Source organism: Flavobacterium flavigenum, from assembly GCF_027111255.2.
Classification (GTDB): domain Bacteria; phylum Bacteroidota; class Bacteroidia; order Flavobacteriales; family Flavobacteriaceae; genus Flavobacterium; species Flavobacterium flavigenum.
This window is the reverse complement of the sequence record NZ_CP114285.2, coordinates 1230584-1249598: the sequence shown is the minus strand read 5'-3', so window position 1 is coordinate 1249598 and position 19015 is coordinate 1230584. Positions and strand designations below refer to the sequence as shown.

15 protein-coding genes are annotated in these 19015 nt (G+C 35.7%); 9 read left to right on the top strand and 6 right to left on the bottom strand.

Features of this window, described 5'->3' with window-relative positions; translation table 11 throughout:
• Positions 1–2 precede the first annotated feature (2 nt).
• From OZP09_RS04585 to OZP09_RS04565, 5 genes are all read right to left on the bottom strand, one after another.
• Positions 3–1064 carry a sterol desaturase family protein gene (locus OZP09_RS04585; protein ID WP_281310372.1) on the bottom strand — a complete coding sequence of 354 codons (1062 nt, stop codon included), beginning with the start codon at positions 1062–1064 and terminating at the stop codon, positions 3–5.
• Positions 1065–1255: 191 nt separating this feature from the next.
• On the bottom strand, positions 1256–3178 hold the full coding sequence (locus OZP09_RS04580; RefSeq protein ID WP_281310371.1) for an arylsulfatase: 1923 nt from the start codon (positions 3176–3178) through the stop codon (positions 1256–1258).
• Positions 3179–3473: 295 nt separating this feature from the next.
• A complete protein-coding gene (locus tag OZP09_RS04575) occupies positions 3474–5042 on the bottom strand; it encodes an arylsulfatase (RefSeq protein ID WP_281310370.1) in 1569 nt (522 codons plus the stop codon).
• A 17-nt stretch (positions 5043–5059) separates the two neighbouring features.
• Entirely contained in the window at positions 5060–6535 is a 1476-nt protein-coding gene (locus OZP09_RS04570; protein ID WP_269236746.1) for a RagB/SusD family nutrient uptake outer membrane protein, read from the bottom strand.
• Positions 6536–6550: 15 nt separating this feature from the next.
• Positions 6551–9676 (bottom strand): SusC/RagA family TonB-linked outer membrane protein, encoded by a 3126-nt coding sequence (locus tag OZP09_RS04565; RefSeq protein WP_281310369.1) that lies wholly within the window; start codon positions 9674–9676, stop codon positions 6551–6553.
• A gap of 921 nt (positions 9677–10597) precedes the next feature.
• Between OZP09_RS04565 and OZP09_RS04560 the strand changes: the two genes are divergently transcribed.
• The 9 genes from OZP09_RS04560 to moaA all read left to right on the top strand — a co-directional run bounded on the left by OZP09_RS04560 (position 10598) and on the right by moaA (position 17936).
• Positions 10598–11770, top strand: a complete 1173-nt coding sequence (locus OZP09_RS04560; RefSeq protein ID WP_281310368.1) for a molybdopterin molybdotransferase MoeA — start codon at positions 10598–10600, stop codon at positions 11768–11770.
• Positions 11771–11933: 163 nt separating this feature from the next.
• Positions 11934–12680 carry a sulfite exporter TauE/SafE family protein gene (locus OZP09_RS04555; protein ID WP_281310367.1) on the top strand — a complete coding sequence of 249 codons (747 nt, stop codon included), beginning with the start codon at positions 11934–11936 and terminating at the stop codon, positions 12678–12680.
• A 29-nt stretch (positions 12681–12709) separates the two neighbouring features.
• Positions 12710–13282, top strand: coding sequence for a molybdenum cofactor guanylyltransferase (locus OZP09_RS04550; protein ID WP_269236740.1), 573 nt, complete (start codon positions 12710–12712; stop codon positions 13280–13282).
• 6 nt (positions 13283–13288) lie between these two features.
• Entirely contained in the window at positions 13289–14077 is a 789-nt protein-coding gene (gene cobA, locus OZP09_RS04545) for a uroporphyrinogen-III C-methyltransferase (RefSeq protein WP_281310366.1), read from the top strand.
• 2 nt (positions 14078–14079) lie between these two features.
• Entirely contained in the window at positions 14080–14316 is a 237-nt protein-coding gene (locus OZP09_RS04540) for a MoaD/ThiS family protein (protein ID WP_269236739.1), read from the top strand.
• A gap of 10 nt (positions 14317–14326) precedes the next feature.
• The gene (gene moeB, locus OZP09_RS04535; protein ID WP_269236738.1) at positions 14327–15403 is read left to right on the top strand and encodes a HesA/MoeB/ThiF family protein; all 1077 of its coding nucleotides are present in this window, start codon (positions 14327–14329) and stop codon (positions 15401–15403) included.
• A 183-nt stretch (positions 15404–15586) separates the two neighbouring features.
• Complete coding sequence (locus OZP09_RS04530; protein ID WP_281310365.1) at positions 15587–16018, top strand: molybdenum cofactor biosynthesis protein MoaE; 432 nt, start codon at positions 15587–15589, stop codon at positions 16016–16018.
• 9 nt (positions 16019–16027) lie between these two features.
• On the top strand, positions 16028–16942 hold the full coding sequence (gene moaCB, locus OZP09_RS04525; protein WP_269236736.1) for a bifunctional molybdenum cofactor biosynthesis protein MoaC/MoaB: 915 nt from the start codon (positions 16028–16030) through the stop codon (positions 16940–16942).
• The gene (gene moaA / locus OZP09_RS04520) at positions 16929–17936 is read left to right on the top strand and encodes a GTP 3',8-cyclase MoaA (protein WP_269236735.1); all 1008 of its coding nucleotides are present in this window, start codon (positions 16929–16931) and stop codon (positions 17934–17936) included. Before moaCB ends, moaA begins: the two co-directional genes overlap by 14 nt.
• Before the next feature lie 155 nt (positions 17937–18091).
• On the opposite strand, the gene OZP09_RS04515 is transcribed toward moaA, so the two are convergent.
• Positions 18092–18673, bottom strand: coding sequence for a hypothetical protein (locus tag OZP09_RS04515; RefSeq protein ID WP_269236734.1), 582 nt, complete (start codon positions 18671–18673; stop codon positions 18092–18094).
• Positions 18674–19015 lie beyond the last annotated feature (342 nt).

Below are 19015 nucleotides of genomic sequence, written 5' to 3'. Positions count from 1 at the left end.
TATTAGGATTGAACGGTTTCAAGTACTGGCTGATTTTCAATAATTGGAGTTTGTTTTAAGGGTACAGAAAGAACTCCTTCTGCCAGTGCGCTTCCTTCTTTTTTAGATTTGAATATTGGCCAAAGGAACTGCGCATACCATTCTTCCTGTTTATAGGATTTGATACCATATGATTTTGGAAACTGACGCGTAATTAAACCTGTTCCGAAAATCACATCCCAGATAAAAAACATATTTCCAAAGTTGCCTTTAAAGTGTCCAACGCCATCACCGCTTGTATCTGCGTGATGTGCATGGTGTGTAGCCGGAGTAGAGATTAATCTTTCCAACACCCATGCAATCGGATGCAAAACTTTGTATTTGTAAAATGGTTTGTCCCAGGCAATGCTCGAATGTGCCGTTAGGGTGATGATACTTTTTATCACCAAAACAAACAGAGCCGGCAGTCCTAAACCTAAAAATGTCAACGTTGCTGTTAAATATATTTGAGAGAAAAAGATGGTGTAGATAAAGTTTTGTCTTGAAAGCATCGCCATTCCCATGTATGGAGCCGAATGATGCGTTCTGTGAAAACGCCACAAAAAGGGAACCTGATGGTGTAAACGGTGGTACCAGTATTGGGTCAAATCATCTGCAACCGCGATTAAAAAAAAACCTCCCCAAAACGGAACCCACGAAAGTGCGTTTTCAAGATTCGGAATCAAAACTGGTAAAACCTTTAAGCTGAAAAAAGAAATAACCGCTGGTAAAATTAATTTTGGAGCAAGGAAACTAACAATGTCAATTTTGCGTTCTTCTCCTGTCCATTCATCATCGTAAAGACCTGCTGTAAATTCTATAATGCCCAGGACAATCATAAAAACGGTTAATCCCCAGGTACGAATGTTTTGGAAGGCAGGTTTTGCAAATTCCAAAAAAGCGGGTAATGCAATGTGCGATTCGCTTACCACGTTATTACTTAATTTAAAATACAGATAAATTGCCAATACCGGTAATGCGTATATAAAAAGACTAATGCTTAAATCTCTTGTCAGATTTTTGTTTGAATTTTGAACTGTTGCCATGATTTCTTATTTTAAAAATTGATTGATTAATGTTAAGCCGCCCGCCAAAATCACAAGCGGAACCAAAAAAAGAATCGCCCCAACGATAATCTTTTTACCTATAATTTGATAATCTACTAGTTTCATGTGTTTCAATTTTTTTGTTAATACTTTAATTTATAATTTGGAGTAAATTCATATTCATTATTTATTTAATGCGAACTGCCGTTTGCTCCTTTTGTAGCTTCTTTAATCAGCTCCTGAAGGTTTTTGCCTTTGTCAGCTCCGCTATTGTGAATTTTTCTGCCCAGTACATCCTGCCAGTCAATTAACGGATATACATTGTTTTCTTTGGCTTGTTCATCAAACAGTTTTTTTAGTTCTTGTAATTTTTCAGGATATTTTTTGGCCAGGTTATTACGTTCGTTAAAATCTTCGTTTAAGTTGTATAATTCCCAAACATCATTATCAAAACTGTTTGCTGAAGGTGCCTGATTTTTACCAGCAGTTTTCAATAAGGTAAACGGGTCCGGATGCGCTGCGGCTGCTTTCCATCCATCTTTGTAAATGGCTCTGTTTCCAAAAATATAGTAGTATTGCACTTTGTGTAACGACTCTGCTTTAGCATTATTTAAAGAAGTATATAAAGAAGAGCCCTGGATAACATCTTGTTTAATTCCTTTAATATATTCCGGAGCTTTGATTCCTGCAATATCAAGCGTAGTAGGCAAAATGTCGTTTACGTGGCTGTATTGATTCCTGATTCCGCCTTTATCTTTTATTCCGTTTGGATAATGAATAATCAAAGGATTACGCGTTCCTCCTTCTGACTGAGCATCCTGTTTCCAGTTTTTAAACGGTGCATTCGTAGCTTGTGCCCAGCCCAAAGGGTAATTGGTATTACGTCCCTGAGGAGTTCCAATTTCACCGATGTTGGCTAAATTATCCTGAAGGTTTTTTTCGTCAGATGTACCCTGAGCAAAAAGACTTTGGTTGATAGTACCTACCAGACTGCCTTCTTTACTGGCACCGTTATCACCAATTGCCACAAAAATTACAGTGTTATCAAATTGATTGGTTTCTTTGAGGTAATTTACAACTCTTCCAATTTCAGCATCGGTATACGTCAGGAATCCTGCATAAACTTCCATAAATCTTGCATATAACTTCTTTTGATCCGGAGTCAGTTTTTTCCATTCCTCAATTAATGGGTTACGTTCAGGTAAAACCGCATTGGCAGGAATTACACCCAGTTTCTTTTGGTTTGCCAAAACTCTTTCACGATACACATCCCAGCCTTCGTCGAATTTTCCTTTGTATTTATCACTCCATTCCTTTGCCACCTGATGAGGTGCATGTGCTGCTCCGGGTGCATAATATAAAAAGAATGGTTTTCCGGGAGCTGCTTTTTGTTGTTTCTGAATGTAACTGATTGCTTTATCGGTAATTAATTCGTTCAGATGGCGGCCGTCTGGTTTTATATGCACCTGATCTTCTACCAAATCAGGGTTGTACTGATCGGTTTGTGATCCTAAGAAACCATAGAAATGATCGAAACCTTTTCCGGTAGGCCATCTGTCAAACGGACCTGCATCTGTAGCATCCTCATCCGGAGTTATACCATATTTCCCTACTGCAAAAGTGTTGTAGCCGTTCTCCCGTAAAATCTCAGCAATAGTTCCTTTGTCTGATGGAATTCTGCCATCCCAACCCGGGAAGCCCGCAGATAAAATGGTGTGAGAAAAGCCGCTAACGTGAACTCTGCCTGAATTTCTTCCAGTTAATAAAGCGGCGCGGGTAGGGGCGCAAATAGCGGTTGTATGAAAATTGGTATAACGTAACCCATTATTTGCCAAAGCGTCAAAAGTAGGTGTGTCAATTAATCCTCCAAAAGCACTGGAAGCGCCAAATCCTACATCATCCAGTAAAATCCAAACCACATTTGGAGCGCCTTTTGGGGCTTTTACTGGCTCAGGCCAATATTCTTTTGAATCGGCCAATGTTTTACCCACAACTCCTTTAAATTCTGCATTTTGATTCTCCTGTGCAAATCCAAACTGAGTTGCTAGTAGTGCTGTAATCAAAATCCCTCTTGTTGGACTTTTGATTCTACTGTTGTTTTTAAATTTTTTCATTGTTTTATATTTTAAGCGATTAATTAAATGTTTATTAATTATATGTGTTTAGTATAGTTTTTTGTTGTAGTCTTTTGATAAATTATAAAGTGAGGAATTAGGAATAACTGTTGTTTATTTTGTTTTTACAGGCTTATTGATCTGTTTTTTTATAAAACGGATAATAGAAAAAATGCCCATTAAAATCGACAACGGCACCAGATAAATAACAGGCCATACTAATTTCATTTTCTTTTGATTTCAAATGATCATTTTACTTTTGAGTATTTTGATTGTAATATTATTTTCAGTACTGTTATTTTATTTTGTTCCAATTTTCTACACCTACTTTTGCTGACCATTTCTCATGTAATTCAATTAGATTTTGAAGGATTTTTGGTTCTGATTTTGCCAGGTTCTTTGTTTCGGTCCGGTCGGCAGCAAGATTGTACAATTCCCAGGGCTGATTGTTTTCGGCTACTGCTTTCCATTGACCTTTTCGTACTGCTTTACTGCCTTCATGTTCCCAAAACAAAGCTTCATGTGCATCAGATTTTTGCCCTTCAAATTCCTTTTTTAAACTAATACCCTCTAAGGGTATTAGTTTTTTTTCCTGAAAAGAATCTGGATATTGAAAGCCGGCATACTCCAGGCAAGTCGGAAAAATATCAATCAGATGGCTTACTCTATTACTTAGTGTACTGCTTTTGATATGCTTTGGATAATAAGCAATAAAAGGCGAAGCAATACCACCTTCATGAGTATTTTTTTTAAATAACTGAAAAGGCGTGTTGCTTACATTTCCCCATGGACTTTCATAACTGTCAATCGATCCTGCTGAACCTGGTGTTCCATTTTTTTGGGTAACATAATTCCAGTTTTTTACATCATCTGCACTACCGCCATTATCAGAAAGAAAAAGAATAAGTGTATTATCTTCTTCTCCCAGAGATTTTATTTTTTGCAGAATCTCTCCAATTCCGGCATCCATTCGGTCAATCATAGCAGCGTAAATTGCCATTCGGGTGTCCCATTTGTCTTTTTCTTGGGCACTTAATTTTTCCCAATCTGGTACTTTTACAAAACGATTGGATAAGTCCCAGTTTTTATCAATAATACCTTGTTGTTTTAATTTCTCAAAACGGCTTGCTCTTAGGTTATCCCAGCCTTTTAGGTATCTGCCTTTGTATTTAGCAATATCTTCAGGTAATGCCTGAACGGGCCAATGAGGTGCATTATAGGCAACATACAGAAAAAAAGGCTTTTGTTCCTTGCTGTGTTTTTCTAAAGAATTAATGGCAAAATTGGTTATTTCCTGAGTCAGATAAGTAGATTTGTCTGTTCTTGTAATTTCCTGATCCCCTTTCAAAAAAGTAACCTTTCTTCCATCATTATATAAAGGTTCCGAGTTGAAATAACTGCTTCCATTGTTTTGTAAAATAAAAGAATCATCAAACCCTCTATTAACTGCCCAGGCTGACGGAACCAAACCTACGTGCCATTTTCCCGATACGATAGTGTTGTATCCTGCCTGTTTGAGTGCCTGTCCAATTGTAATGCAATGCTCATTTAAATAACCCTGATAGGCAGGAAGTCCCTTGTCCTGAACCATGTCCCCAATACCTGCCTGGTGCGAATACAATCCCGTAAGTAATGAAGCCCGTGAAGGACAACAGCGTCCGGCATTATAAAACTGCTTTAGAATAAGCCCGTTTTTAGCAAGCTTATCCAGGTTTGGAGTTTTAATTTCTGAGCCAAAAGCGCCAATATCTGAGAAACCTAAATCATCTGCCAGAATGACGATGATGTTAGGTTGCTTTTTCTGTGCAGACATTTGTAATTGTGCAATTACCAATAGGGCAATAATGAAGAGTTTTTTAATCATTGTTATTTACTTGTTTATTAATAACCTGGATTTTGAGGTAATCCTACCGGATCAATATTTCTTTCGCTTTGCGGAATTGGATACAGATTATTACGTTCTGAAACGGAGTTTTTTGCCGTAACTTTTTTCACTTCAGTAACCAAAGTTCCCCAACGAACCAGATCAAACCAGCGCTGGCCTTCCTGAACAAACTCTTTTTTACGTTCTTCCTGAATTGCAGCTCTAAAAGTGGTTTGGTTTAATCCGACTAGATCTACTGTTGCGTCTGGCGTTGTGATTGGTTTTCCAAAAGCTCTTCTTCTTACCTGATTAATCAATTCAAAAGCCTCCGCAGTTGGTGCTCCGTTTTGTTCGTTTATGGCTTCTGCCAGAGACAATAAAATGTCTGCATAACGAATAACCGGAAAATTAATAGCTACATTTGAAGGAGTTGCTAAATTGGTCAGATCAAGATATTTGCTGAAAATAGGTTTTGGAAAAGTATAAAGTGTTCCGGTAGCCGGATTCAATAGTTGTTTTTTGTAACTCACATCTCTTCTTACATCCTCTGGTGCATAAATATCATAAAACAAAGCTACGTCTGAGATAATATCAGCAGGTTCTGTTGCCGTAAATCCGGTAAATGATGTGGACTGAAAAGTACTTCCGCTAGAACCGTTTCCGGCTTGGTTTGGCTCAAACTGTACAGAGAAAATATGCTCTTTTCCGTTCTTTTTTGTTTTTGTAAAAATGTCCTGAAAGTTTTCGAATAATGCATATCCATATCCGCCGTTGATTACTTCTCTTGCTTTCAAAATAGCATTTGCCCAATCTTTTCGGGTTAAATATACTTTGGTCAAAATCGCTTTTGCAGCTCCGGAAGTGGCGCGTCCGGCATCGGCAGTTGTATAAGATGCCGGTAAGCTTTCTGCATCTGTCAGATCTTTAATAATCTGAGCATAAACTTCCTCTACAGTTGCTCTTCTTGATTTTAAGCTTTCCAGCTGAATAGAAGTGGGTTCGTGTAATACAATCGGAACGCCTCCCCAAATACGAACTGCCTGAAAATAAAGCAATCCGCGGATAAATTTGGCTTCATTGATCAATCTTGTTTTTACTTCTTCGTTTCCGGTTACTTTTGGAATGTTGTCAATAGCAACATTGGCTCTGTTAATTCCGGCATAAATTTGTCTCCATGCCACCTGAACACGGTCATTTGTTGCGTCGTGTGTTAAACTGCTCATTGCCCTAACCTGAGGGTTTGTTGCAGAAACCCCGGCCGCAGCATAATCAGACCCCATATCGGTTAAGAAATATAAGTTTCTTCCAAATAAGCTCTGCTCTCCCGGATCTAGGCTTAAAGAAGCATAAACCGCAGTTACACTTGCAATAGCATCATCCTGAGTTATAAAGTAATTGTCTTCGGTTACAAAAGAGGTTGGTGTTGCCTCAAGGTCGGTGCACGATGCAAAGAGTCCGGCACTCAATAGTAATGTTATGATTATCTTTTTCATTTTATATTTTTTTGCTTAGAAAGTTACGTTCAGTCCCGAGATGAATGTTTTTGAGTTTGGGTAAGAACCAAAATCAATTCCCGGATATAAATTATTTTGTTCGTATGAACTTACCTCTGGATCATAGCCGGTGTATTTTGTCCATGTAATTAAGTTTTCTGCAGATACATAAAATTTAACGCTCTTTGTACCTAATTTTTTAGAAATGCTTTTAGGCAATGTATATCCTAAAGTGATCAGTTTTAGTCGCAGGAAAGAAGCATCTTCTACATAACGCTCAGAAACTATTCCTAAAGGAGAACTTGTTGCTCTCGGAATTTCATTACTTGGATTTGCTGGTGTCCAGCGGTCAGCTAAAGCAGTTGAAGCATTTGTTCCAAGAGTAGAAATTTCTAACTGCTGATTTAAAGCATTGAAGATTTTAGCCCCATAAGAACCCTGAAAAGAAAAATTCAAATCAAAATCATTATAAGAAATTGTGTTGCTGAAACTTCCAACAAATTTTGGCTGAGATGAACCTAAATTTCCTTTATCCAGAGCTGTAATTACACCGTCTCCGTTGGTATCAACATATTTTCTGTCTCCCACTTTTGTGTTGGCTAAACTATTGATTTTTGGCTGTGTGTTAACTTCTTCCTGAGTCTGGAAAATTCCATTTGTTCTGTATCCCCAGAAAGTTCCTAATGGCAAACCAACTTTTACCGTTACAGGCTGCTGCTGCAATAAAGATCCGTTTGGAACTACAGGAAAAAACTGATTGACTCCGTTTCCAATTGCTACGACTTTGTTTCTGTTAGCAGAAAATACAAGGTTCGAATTCCATGAAAAATTTTCTGTTTTTAGGTTTTCTGTATTTAAACCAATCTCAATACCTTTATTTTCAACACCTCCAATATTTTGAAGTACACTTGCATATCCTGATGTTAACGGCACTGGAACGCTGATTAACAAATCGTTTGTTTTTTTGTAATACACATCAAAAACAAAATTGATTTTTCTTTCAAATAATGATAAGTCTAAACCAACATTGTACTGTGTTGTTTTTTCCCATTTCAAATCCGGATTAGATAATCGGGTAGGAGCAAGTCCTGTGTATAATGTTCCGCCAAAAGAATAGTTTACAGAACCCATTTGAGCTAACGCCAGATAGTTTCCAATTTCCTGATTTCCTGTTGTTCCGGCAGTAATTCTAAGTTTTGCCTCAGTTACACCTTTGATATTGTTTGCAAATTCTTCATCCGTAATATTCCATGAGAAACCTGCTGACGGGAAATAACCCCAGCGCGATTCAGAACCAAATCTTGAAGATCCGTCTGCACGGGCAGAAAGTGTAAAGTTGTATTTTCCTTTATAAGAATAGTTTACCCTTGCAAGCCATGATTTTAAAACACTTTCGTATGCATCGCTGTATGGTTTTACTGCGACACCATCTTGTAAGGCATTATAAGTATTGGCATCATTTACAAAAGTATTTGATCCTGCTGTAACGACTTCTCCTTTAGTATATTGAAGTGTATAACCTCCTAAAGCTGAGAATTTATGGCTTTCGCCGAAGTTAGTATTATAATTCAGGGTATTTTCATTTAATACAGAACTCACCAATCTGTCACCTATGGCAGCAGAACCTTTTGTTCCTGCTCCGTTTGATGTATTTGCAGGAGCGTAATAATTTTGTTTAGTATCGATTACGTCACCGCTTACCGCAACTTTCGCAGTCAGTTTTTTAGTGATTTTGTATTCTCCAAATAAGCTGGTAAGAATTCGGTTAATTTTAGTTTCGTTAATTGTATTTTCCAAGTCATTAATCGGGTTTGGAACAAAGCCGTTAACAGAAGTGGCGTAAATATTATTTTTTACATTATAGGTACCATCTTCATTTCGAATAGGAACAACCGGAGCGGTTAATAAAACACTCACTAAAGGATTTGGGTTTCTTCCGCCGGCACTATTACTTGCTATACCATTTGAAACAGAATTACTGTAATTGGCATTTACGCCGAATTTAAAGTTTTGAGAATAGTTTTTTTCGTAGTTAACACGAAGTGAAATTCTTTTAAAATCAGATCCTAAAACAATTCCTTCCTGATCAAAGTATCCGGCAGAAACAGAATATCTGAACCTTTCATCTCCGCCCGAAAATGACAATTGATGATTTTGAACCGGAGTTGCTCTTCTAAAAGCTGCAGACTGCCAGTCGTAGTTACCGGAAGTTTTAAAAGCTTCAATTTGTGCATCAGTAAAAGAGGGTGCCTGACCAATACTTGCCTGAACATCATTTCGTAAGCTTGCCCATTGGCTGGCATTCATTACGCTAAGTTTTTTTGAAATATTCTGAAATCCAAAATAACCCTGATACGAAATGTTATCCTGACCTTTTGTTCCTTTTTTAGTGGTAATAATAACAACACCATTTGCACCGCGAGAACCATAAATTGCAGTTGCAGAAGCATCTTTTAAAACTTCAATTGATTCTATATCAGATGGGTTAATGGTGGACAAAACGTTCAAACTCGCTCCTGCATTTGCTATTCCGGCGGAGCTGTTGGCATTGTCATTGTAAATCAAAATTCCATCCAGAACATATAAAGGTTCGTTACCCGCAGTAATAGAGTTTCCCCCACGAATACGAACACTTGAAGAAGCACCCGGACGACCTGAACTTTGTGTAACTACCACACCCGAAACTGCACCGCGTAATAAATTATCTGCAGATGATGAAACCTGAGAAAGATTTGCTTTTGGAACAGAGGATACTGAACCGGTAATGTCTTTTCTCTTTTGAGAACCGTATCCAACAACGACTAATTCATCCAGTTCCTGGCGTTCTTCTTTTAAACTGATAGTGACAGGATTTTTGTCGACAATAATTTCAGTTTTCTTATATCCGATATAGGTTATTATTAAAGTATAAGGCAATTTCTGACCAGTTTGAAAATAAAATTTTCCTTCAGTATCTGTCTGAACCCCATGTGTTGTTCCTTTAATAATAACTGAAGCTCCAATAATTGGCTGGTTTGTAATGTCATCCACTATTGTCCCATCCAGTTTTGACTGAATAAGGGGAGTTGTATTTTGTGCATTTATTCCTGATAGTAAAAACAGGAAAAATAATAATGTGTAAACATTTATATTTTTTTTCATTTCTTTGTATTGGTTTAAGTAATTAACAAGAGGCCCTGAAAGTTGATTTTTCAACTCTCTCGTGTTTCTTTTATTTAGCGATAAATTTTCTTTAAGCCACGCCATTTCTGTTGCCGCAGAAATGGCTTTTTTTCTTTATTTACAGCAGCTGTTGTGCATCTTTTTCATTTTTATTTAGTTTTAATTTAATTTTTTTGTTTTTCAGATATAGTTTCAAATGCTGTTTCGGCACAAATAATTGTGTGGAACAGATTTGCAGTAAACAATAATTTTTTGAATTTATGGGATTGTTTATTTCAATTAGAGTTTGGAATTGAAAATGAACAAACAATTGCTTTCACAATTAGCAACAGAAGCACATACAACAACAAGATGTGTTATAAGTATTTTTTGTAGAAGAAATAAAATACGATATGCTTTGGTTTGTTTTCAAAATGTAGTTTTTTATATGGTTTCAATACAAATATTAAATTCTACTAATTCTATAGACAAAGTTAATTTTAATATAATAATATCCAAAAAATTGCTGCATTTTTTTTAAATAATAACTAAATGTATTCAAATTTACAGATGTTTTTATTTTTAAGATATTGATTATTAGTATTTTATTTTTTTGTTGCTGTCTCTGAGAATGTTAAAAAACTTTTCAGATGATAATGAAAATGTAGTATTTTATACTTAATTTATTCTCAATTTTTATCAATTTTAATATTCGATAAGATTGAAAGAATACTGAATAACATCTGTTCAAACTGAATTAACATAATTTCAGGAGCAAAACTAGATTCAATTTAACCCATGGATTCTAAATAAATTAGAGTAATTTTATGGGCAAAAAAATAAATTAAATTTTTTAATCATACTACTAAAAAATACTTATATTTGCAATAAGTATTTATACTTAGTTTTATATTTTATAAAATGATACAAGTAAATGAAGCCTTAACGATTGTAGCTGAAAACAGTTCAAAAATGCCATTGCAAAAAATAGCAGTGAGAAAAGCATTAGGATATGTTTTGGCAGAAACGGTTTATTCGCCAATTGCAATGCCGCCGTTTCGCCAGTCAGCAATGGATGGTTATGCTTTCAGACACAGCATAAAACATCAATATGATGTTGTAAGTACTTCACAAGCGGGTGATCATTCTAATGTAAAACTTAAAGAAAATGAAGCAATCCGAATTTTTACCGGAGCTTTTGTTCCTGATGATGCGGATACTGTTGTGATGCAGGAGCACGTAATGGCAAACGAAAATTCGATTTTGATTGCTAAAATGCCGGAAAAACTGGCTAATGTTCGTGCAAAAGGAGAGCAGATTAATAAACAAGAAGTTGTTTTTGAAGCCAATACTTTAATTACACCGGCAGCAATTGGTTTTCTGGCGTGTTTGGGAATTACAGAAATCATGGTTTACAAAAAGCCTAAAGTGGCTATTTTGGTTACCGGTAACGAACTGGTAAAGCCGGGGAAAAAATTGCCAAAAGGAAAAATTTACGAAAGTAATTCGGTGATGTTACAGGCAGCGCTTCAAACAATTGGTATAAAGAAAACAAAGGTTTTTAAAGTAAAAGACAATCTTAAAGCGACTAGAAAAGCTTTAAAAGAGATATTGGAAAAATACGATGTGGTTTTAATTTCCGGTGGAATTTCAGTTGGGGATTATGATTTTGTAAAAGAAGCATTACTTAAAAACGGAGTTAAGGAACTTTTTTATAAAATCAATCAGAAGCCAGGCAAACCGATGTTTTTCGGTTCTAAAAATGAAACTTTGGTTTTTGCTTTACCCGGAAATCCGGCTTCATCACTGACTAATTTTTATGTTTATGTGTATCCGGCAATCCGAAACCGAATGGGATTTTCAGATATTCATCTACCGAAAGTAATCCGAAAATTAAATGCGGATATTAAAAATACTTCGGGAAAAACATTGTTCTTAAAAGCGTTGTATGATGAAACTCATGTAACAGTTTTAGACGGTCAGAGTTCGGCAATGCTCAATACTTTTGCAACAGCAAACAGCTTATTGATTGTTCCGGATGATGTAGAAATAATTGAAAAAGAACAATTTGTGACTTTGTTGCCGATTGATTAAAGAATTTTAGAAAATAGAAAAAAGAGTAAAGAATATAGATTTTAGTATAAAATGTTGAAACGCAGTGTATAAATAAAAACATACGGAATCTGGAAATAAGTCTAAAAATATTAGAATAAACAATAAACAATAAACAATAAACAATAAACAATAAACAATAAAAATGCAATTACTTACTTCCGAAAATATGATCCTGTTCAGCTTCGCATTGATTGTGATTGCGTTTCTATACTCAAGTGTAGGTCATGGCGGGGCATCAGGTTATTTGGCGTTAATGACCATTTTCGCTTTCCCGGTGGCTATTATGAAACCATCGGCATTGTTATTGAATTTGTTTGTTTCAAGTATTTCGTTTCTCTTTTATTACAGAATGAATTATTTCAAACCGAAACTGTTTTATCCATTTGCAATAGCTTCTGTTCCGGCAGCATTTATTGGCGGATTTGTTACTTTGGATAACACGATTTATAAAATTATTTTAGGAGTCGTATTAGTATTTGCCGCACTGAGATTGTTCGGAATATTCAATTTTAAAGAAAAAGAAGCGGTTCAGATCAAATTGCCTTTTGCTTTGGCAATCGGATTTGTAATCGGATTGTTGTCAGGGATGTTAGGAATTGGTGGTGGAATTATTTTAAGCCCGATTTTATTGTTCTTAGGATGGGCTTCGGTAAAAGAATCGGCAGCTATTTCGAGTCTGTTTATATTTGTCAATTCATTTGCCGGAATGTTAGGATTCCTTTTGGGAGGGAAAATTATTCCGATAGAAAGTTTTTATCTGGTTCCAATTGCAGTAATAGGAGGAATGTTAGGCGGATTTTACGGAAGCGGTTATTTTTCGAACAAAACCTTAAAAATAGTTTTAGGAACTGTGATTTTAATGGCAAGTGTAAAATTGATTTTTCCGTAATTGTATGTAAAACCAATAAATAATCTGATATGAAAACACTAACAGTATTTATTCTTTGCGGAGGAAAAAGCTCCCGAATGAAGTCAGAGAAAGGATTGGTTTTGTTTCAGGAAAAACCATTTATAGAACATATTATTCAGGCGATTTTGGCTGTTACTGAAAATATTCAGTTAATAACAAATACTAAGGAATATGATTATTTACCCTATCAAAAGTCGGCTGATATAGTTAAAGATAAAGGGCCTTTGGGCGGAATTTACACGGCATTGACAAATTCTGAAACCGAATTTAACCTGATTCTGAGTTGTGACATTCCGTTGATTTCTTCAGATTTGCTGGCTGAATTAATTGCAAAACACAATCAGGAAGCTCAGATTACCATTTTTGCCACAGAAAGCAGGATACATCCGTTAATCGGAATTTATTCTAAAAAGTTACTTCCAATTATAAAAGAAGCGATTAATGAAAATGAACTGAAAATGATGGATTTTCTATCGAAAGTGCCACATCAGATTATAAAAATAGAAGAAAGTGAAAACTTTCCTTTAACGAATATTAATTCGGCTGACGAATTAAACGACCTGAATATCAATTTAAGTTAATAGATTATGCAAAACTCAAGAACACCAAAGTTAACAGTAGTAGGCGCAGGCCCGGGAGATGTTGAATTGATTACGCTGAAAGCAATAAAAGCGTTAGAAAATGCCGACGTAGTTTTGTATGATGCTTTAGTAAATGAAGAATTATTGCAATATGCAACAAAAGCAGAGATCGTTTTTGTAGGCAAGCGTTTAGGATGTCATGCTTATACACAGGATCAGATTAACGAGTTGATTGTGTCAATGGCAAACCGTTACGGACATGTGGTACGTTTGAAAGGCGGAGATCCGTTTATTTTTGGGCGTGGAAGTGAAGAAATCGAATATTCAGAAAAGTTCGGATTAGAAACAGCTGTTGTTCCCGGGATTTCATCAGCATTAGGTGTTCCGGCTTCAGTGGGAATCAGTCTTACACAACGAAAAGTTGCTGAAAGTTTCTGGGTGATTACAGGTACAACTTCCAGCCATGAATTATCAAAAGATGTATATTTAGCATCCAAATCGGCTGCGACGGTGGTTATTTTGATGGGGATGCATAAATTAAATGAAATCGTTGACATTTATAAAACCAATCGTACCGATGATCTGCCAATTGCGATTATTCAAAACGGAACTAAAAATTCGGAACAAAAAGTGGAGGGAAACATTAGCTCAATTACTAAATTAGTTGCCGAAAAAAATATTTCATCACCAGCCATTATTGTGATTGGTGAAGTGGTAAAAAATACTTCAAAACTGACTTCTTATTTTCAGGAACATTTTGAAGATGAATTTATATTTCAGAATTTAAATCTATAATAATGATTGAAGTTAAGTATTTTGGAGCTGTCGCCGAAAAAACACAATGTTCATTCGAAAATGTAATTTCTTCGAATATTTCCCTGCAGGATTTATTGCAGGATTTAGAAGAAAAATACCGTTTCGAATCGCTTTCTTTCAGCGTTGCCGTCAATCAGAAGATAGTTTCAAAAACAACCGATTATGCTTTAAAGACAAGTGATATTGTCGCTTTACTGCCTCCTTTTGCCGGAGGATAATTTATAATTTATGAATGCATCTTCCCGTTATAACCGACAAATCATTCTTCCTGAAATTGGAGAAAATGGCCAGTACAAATTATTAAAATCCAAAGTTTTAATTATTGGGGCAGGAGGTTTGGGTGCTGCGATATTGCCATATTTAGCAGCTGCAGGAGTTGGCGAAATAGGAATTGTAGATGATGACGTAGTCGAAGTTTCAAATTTACAGCGCCAGGTGATTTATAAAAGTTCATCGGTTGGAAAATATAAGGTTGAAGAAGCCAAAGCAATGGCTGCAGAATTGAATCCCGATGTAAAAGTAAACGCTGTTGCTGAAAAACTTTCAGGGAAAAATGCCATTGCTTTATTCGAAAAATATGATATTATTGTTGACGCAACAGATAATCTTCAAGTAAAATACCTCATAAATGATGCCTGTCTGATAACAAATAAACCAATGGTTTACGGATCAATTTTCAGGTTTCAGGGACAGGTTTCGGTTTTTAATTATCGAAATGGCCCAACGTACAGATGTTTGTATCCGGATGAAAACAGTTCGTCTGTAAATTGTATTGAGGCGGGAGTTATCGGAATTTCAGTTGGAATTATAGGTCTGCTGCAGGCTAATGAAGTAATAAAAATTATTCTGGGTAATGGAGAAGTGCTAAGTGGTAAAATATTGGTTTATAATATTCTGAATAACGAGCAGCAGAAATATGATTTTGAAAAAAACAGTTCCTTTTTGATTGACAAAATTGCTTTCGAAGAAAAATATATGATCTTTGAAAATACTGAAAATGAAATAGATGCTGAAGCTGTTTTGGAAGAAATGGATTCTGAGAAAATTCTTTTTTTAGATGTTCGAAATGCAGATGAACTTCCGAAAATTAATTTCAAAAATGAAATCCAGATTCCGTTAATGAATTTAGAAAATGAATTAGAAAAGTTAAATTCAACCCAGACTATTTACGTTTATTGTCAATCCGGAATCAGGAGTAAAATGGCGGTTGAATTGCTTCAGAAACATCAGTTTAAAAATGTAAAAAATGTTGTTGGTGGAGTTTTGGCACTAAAACAATTATTAACTAAAGAAATAAAAATATAGTCAACGATTAAAAGCTGTAGTTATCCGTATTGTTTGTCATTCTGAGGAACGAAGAATCTTCGCAAGTAACTCCGCACAGAATGTCGCTAACCTTTCTACATGAAATTAATTTTGTGAAAATTTGTGTAATTTGTGGTAAAAACAATTAAGCTATATAATCTGTGGCTTAAAAAAATAAAAAAAATGAGTAAAAATGTATTTGTAGAAGGACCAATTTCGCCGGTATTTATTGCTGATTCAATAGCCAAACATCAATCAAAACATACGATTGGTGCACATAATATCTTTCTGGGGCAAGTTCGTGCCGATGTAATCCATGATAATACGGTTGTTGCGATTGATTATTCCGCTTATACCGATATGGCGAACGAAGCTTTACACACCATCCGCGAAAAAGCATTTGCCAAATTCGACCTGACCTGTATGCATATTTATCACAGTTTAGGCGTAGTAAAAGCAGGCGAAATCTGTTTGTTTGTATTTGTATCTGCAACACGCAGGAAACAAGTCTACGAAGCCACAGAAGCTATCGTTAACTGGATTAAAACCGATGTGCCGATTTTTGGCAAAGAAATGTTTGAAAACGATACTTTCACCTGGAAACAAAATACCTAAAAATAAGCAATGGTAGATATTACGCATAAAATAAGCACATTAAGAGTCGCAACAGCCACAGCAATTGTCAAAGTAAGCAAACAGGAAACAATTGATGCAGTTGTCAATAATCTGGTGCCGAAAGGTAATGTGCTGGAAATGGCTAAAACGGCTGGCTTGTTTGCAGTTAAGAATACACACTTATCAATTCCGGATTGCCACCCATTGCCAATTGAATTTACTTCAGTAGAATATAAAATTGAAAATTTAGAAATTCATATTATTTTCAAAGTAAAAACCGTTTACAAAACTGGAGTAGAGGTAGAGGCTATGCACGGCGCGTCAATTGTAGCACTAACAATGTACGATATGCTGAAACCAATTGATAAGGAAATCGAAATTTCGACTATTAAATTAATCAACAAAGAAGGCGGTAAATCGTCTTTCAAAAATAAATTTCCGAATACAATTAAAGCTGCAGTTTTTGTTTGTTCCGATTCGATTTTTGCAGGAGATAAAGAAGATCGTTCAGGTAAAATTATTGTAGAGAAATTAAACGCTTGTGGTGTGGAAACAGCGCATTACGAGATTATTCCGGATGAAATTGATATGATTCAGGAGCGAACAAAAGCTTTCGCTAAAGAAAACCAATTAGTAATTTTTACGGGAGGAACAGGATTATCGCCAAGGGATGTAACGCCCGAAGCACTTTCGCCATTATTAGAAAGCAGGATTCCCGGAATAGAAGAAGCCATTCGTGATTATGGTCAGCAACGAATGCCGTATGCCATGTTGTCAAGAACGGTTGCAGGAACTTTAGGAAAAAGTATAGTTTTGGCTTTGCCGGGATCAACAAATGGAGCGAGAGAATCTATGGATGCTGTTTTTCCGCATTTGCTGCACGTTTTTCATATTCTAAAAGGAAAAAATCATGACACCCTCTAAAACCATTTTAACGGATGATTTTGGGCGAAAACACAACTATTTGCGTATTTCGCTGTTAGAGAAATGCAATCTGCGTTGTACGTACTGCATGCCCGCTGACGGAATCGCATTGTCTCCTAAAGCCAGCTTAATGACGGCGGATGAGATTTTTTCCATTGCCCAAACCTTTGTACAAAATGGTGTCGATAAAATCAGATTAACTGGCGGAGAGCCTTTGTTGCGAAAAGATTTTCCTGAAATTGTTTCGAAATTATCAGCCTTAGACGTTTCACTTTCCATTACCACCAACGGTATTTTAATCGACCGTCATATTGAAGTTTTAAAGAATGCCAACATCAAAAAAATAAATCTGAGTTTAGATACTGTGGTTTCATCAAAATTTCATTCGATAACACTTCGAAATCAGTTTGAAAAAGTGATTGATAATCTGCATTTACTTTTGAATCATGATTTTCAGGTGAAAGTAAATGTCGTTTTGATGAAAGGATTTAATGACAATGAAATTACCGATTTTATCAATTTAACGGAATCATTACCCATTTCTGTCCGTTTTATTGAATTTATGCCTTTTGCAGGAAACGAGTGGGACAGGAGCAAAATGGTATCACAAAATGAAATTTTATCAAAGGTTGAGACTTGTTTTACTTCTGATAAAATTCAGAAATTGGAGGATGAGAAAAACTTCACGGCCAGAACTTATAAAATTAAAGGTTTTCAGGGCGATTTCGGAATCATAAGTTCGATTACGAATCCGTTTTGTGACAGCTGTAACCGAATCCGCCTCACAGCAAACGGAAAAATTAAAAACTGTCTTTTTTCCAATTCTGAAACCGATTTGTTGACCGCTTTCAGAAACGGCGAATCCATTACCGAATTGATATCAGCATCTGTAAAAAGCAAAAAGGAAGTCAGATCAGGTATGGTTACAATTTCTGAAATGGATGATCCGAAACTGCACTTCGATAATCGCAGTATGATTGCGATTGGGGGGTAATTTTTATTGTTTTGTCTTTGCGAGGGACGAAGCAATCTCATTAGCATTGTCAACTGTTGTGGATATTCGAGTGTGTTTGCTTCGTCCCTCGCAATGACTAGTAGGAGCGGTAATAAAAAAAGGTTCAACTTATTCAAGTCAAACCTTTCTCAATATTATTTTTTCTTTTTAGCTTTTGCCTTTTTTTTAGACTTTGCTTTCTTTTTTGCTATTTTTTTAGCTTTCGCTTTTTCCTTAGCTTTTTTAGCTTTTTCCTTTTTCTTGGCAGCCGCTTTTAGTTTTGCTTTTTTCGCTTTTTCTTTCTTTTTGTCTTTTTTAGCTTTCTCTTTTTTCTTCGCTAATTTCTTTTTGGCTTTGTCTTTTTCTTTGTCTTTCACTTTTTTCTTCTTTTTATCGGATTTGTCTTTTGAAGTTTCTGTAACAGCAACTTCGTTTGTAGTTTGAATTGATTCAGTAACAGCAGATTCTACAGCTATTTCTTCTGGTTGTTCCGTTGTAGATACTATATTTTTTGCAGGAGCTTTTTTTATTGCTGCCGTTTTAGCAGCTGCTGTAGGTTTTACAGGAGTTTTTGCTGTGCCCGCTGTAGCAGATTTAGCAGGAGTTGCTTTAGCCGGAGCTCTTCGGACAGGCTTTTTTATTTCCGGTGAATTTTCGTTTTCTGCAGCCGGCTGAATATTTTCAGTTTTTGGAGAATCAATTTTCTCGGTAGTTGTTTCTTCGGTCTTGTTTTCCATATTATAAGTGCATTTAATGAGAATTATCTTTACAATGTAACTAAATTGTTATCTGATTGTTAAGTAAAGATAATTATAAAACAAGCCTCCCAATGTTAAGTTTTTAGTAAATAAAAAACATTAAGGTGTTGAAAACGAATATTTTGAATTTTTACCTAAAAATAAAAATCAAAATTTCTTAACAATTCTACATGAAAAATTGGACTATAATTTGGAAAAAATAATGCTTCTGAAAGTTTAAAGGTCTTAAGAAATGACAGCCTAGCCCAGATGGGAACTGCATCCTTTTATGTTCCCGATGGCTATCGGGAACATAAAGATAGAGTGTACAGCTGGAACAAG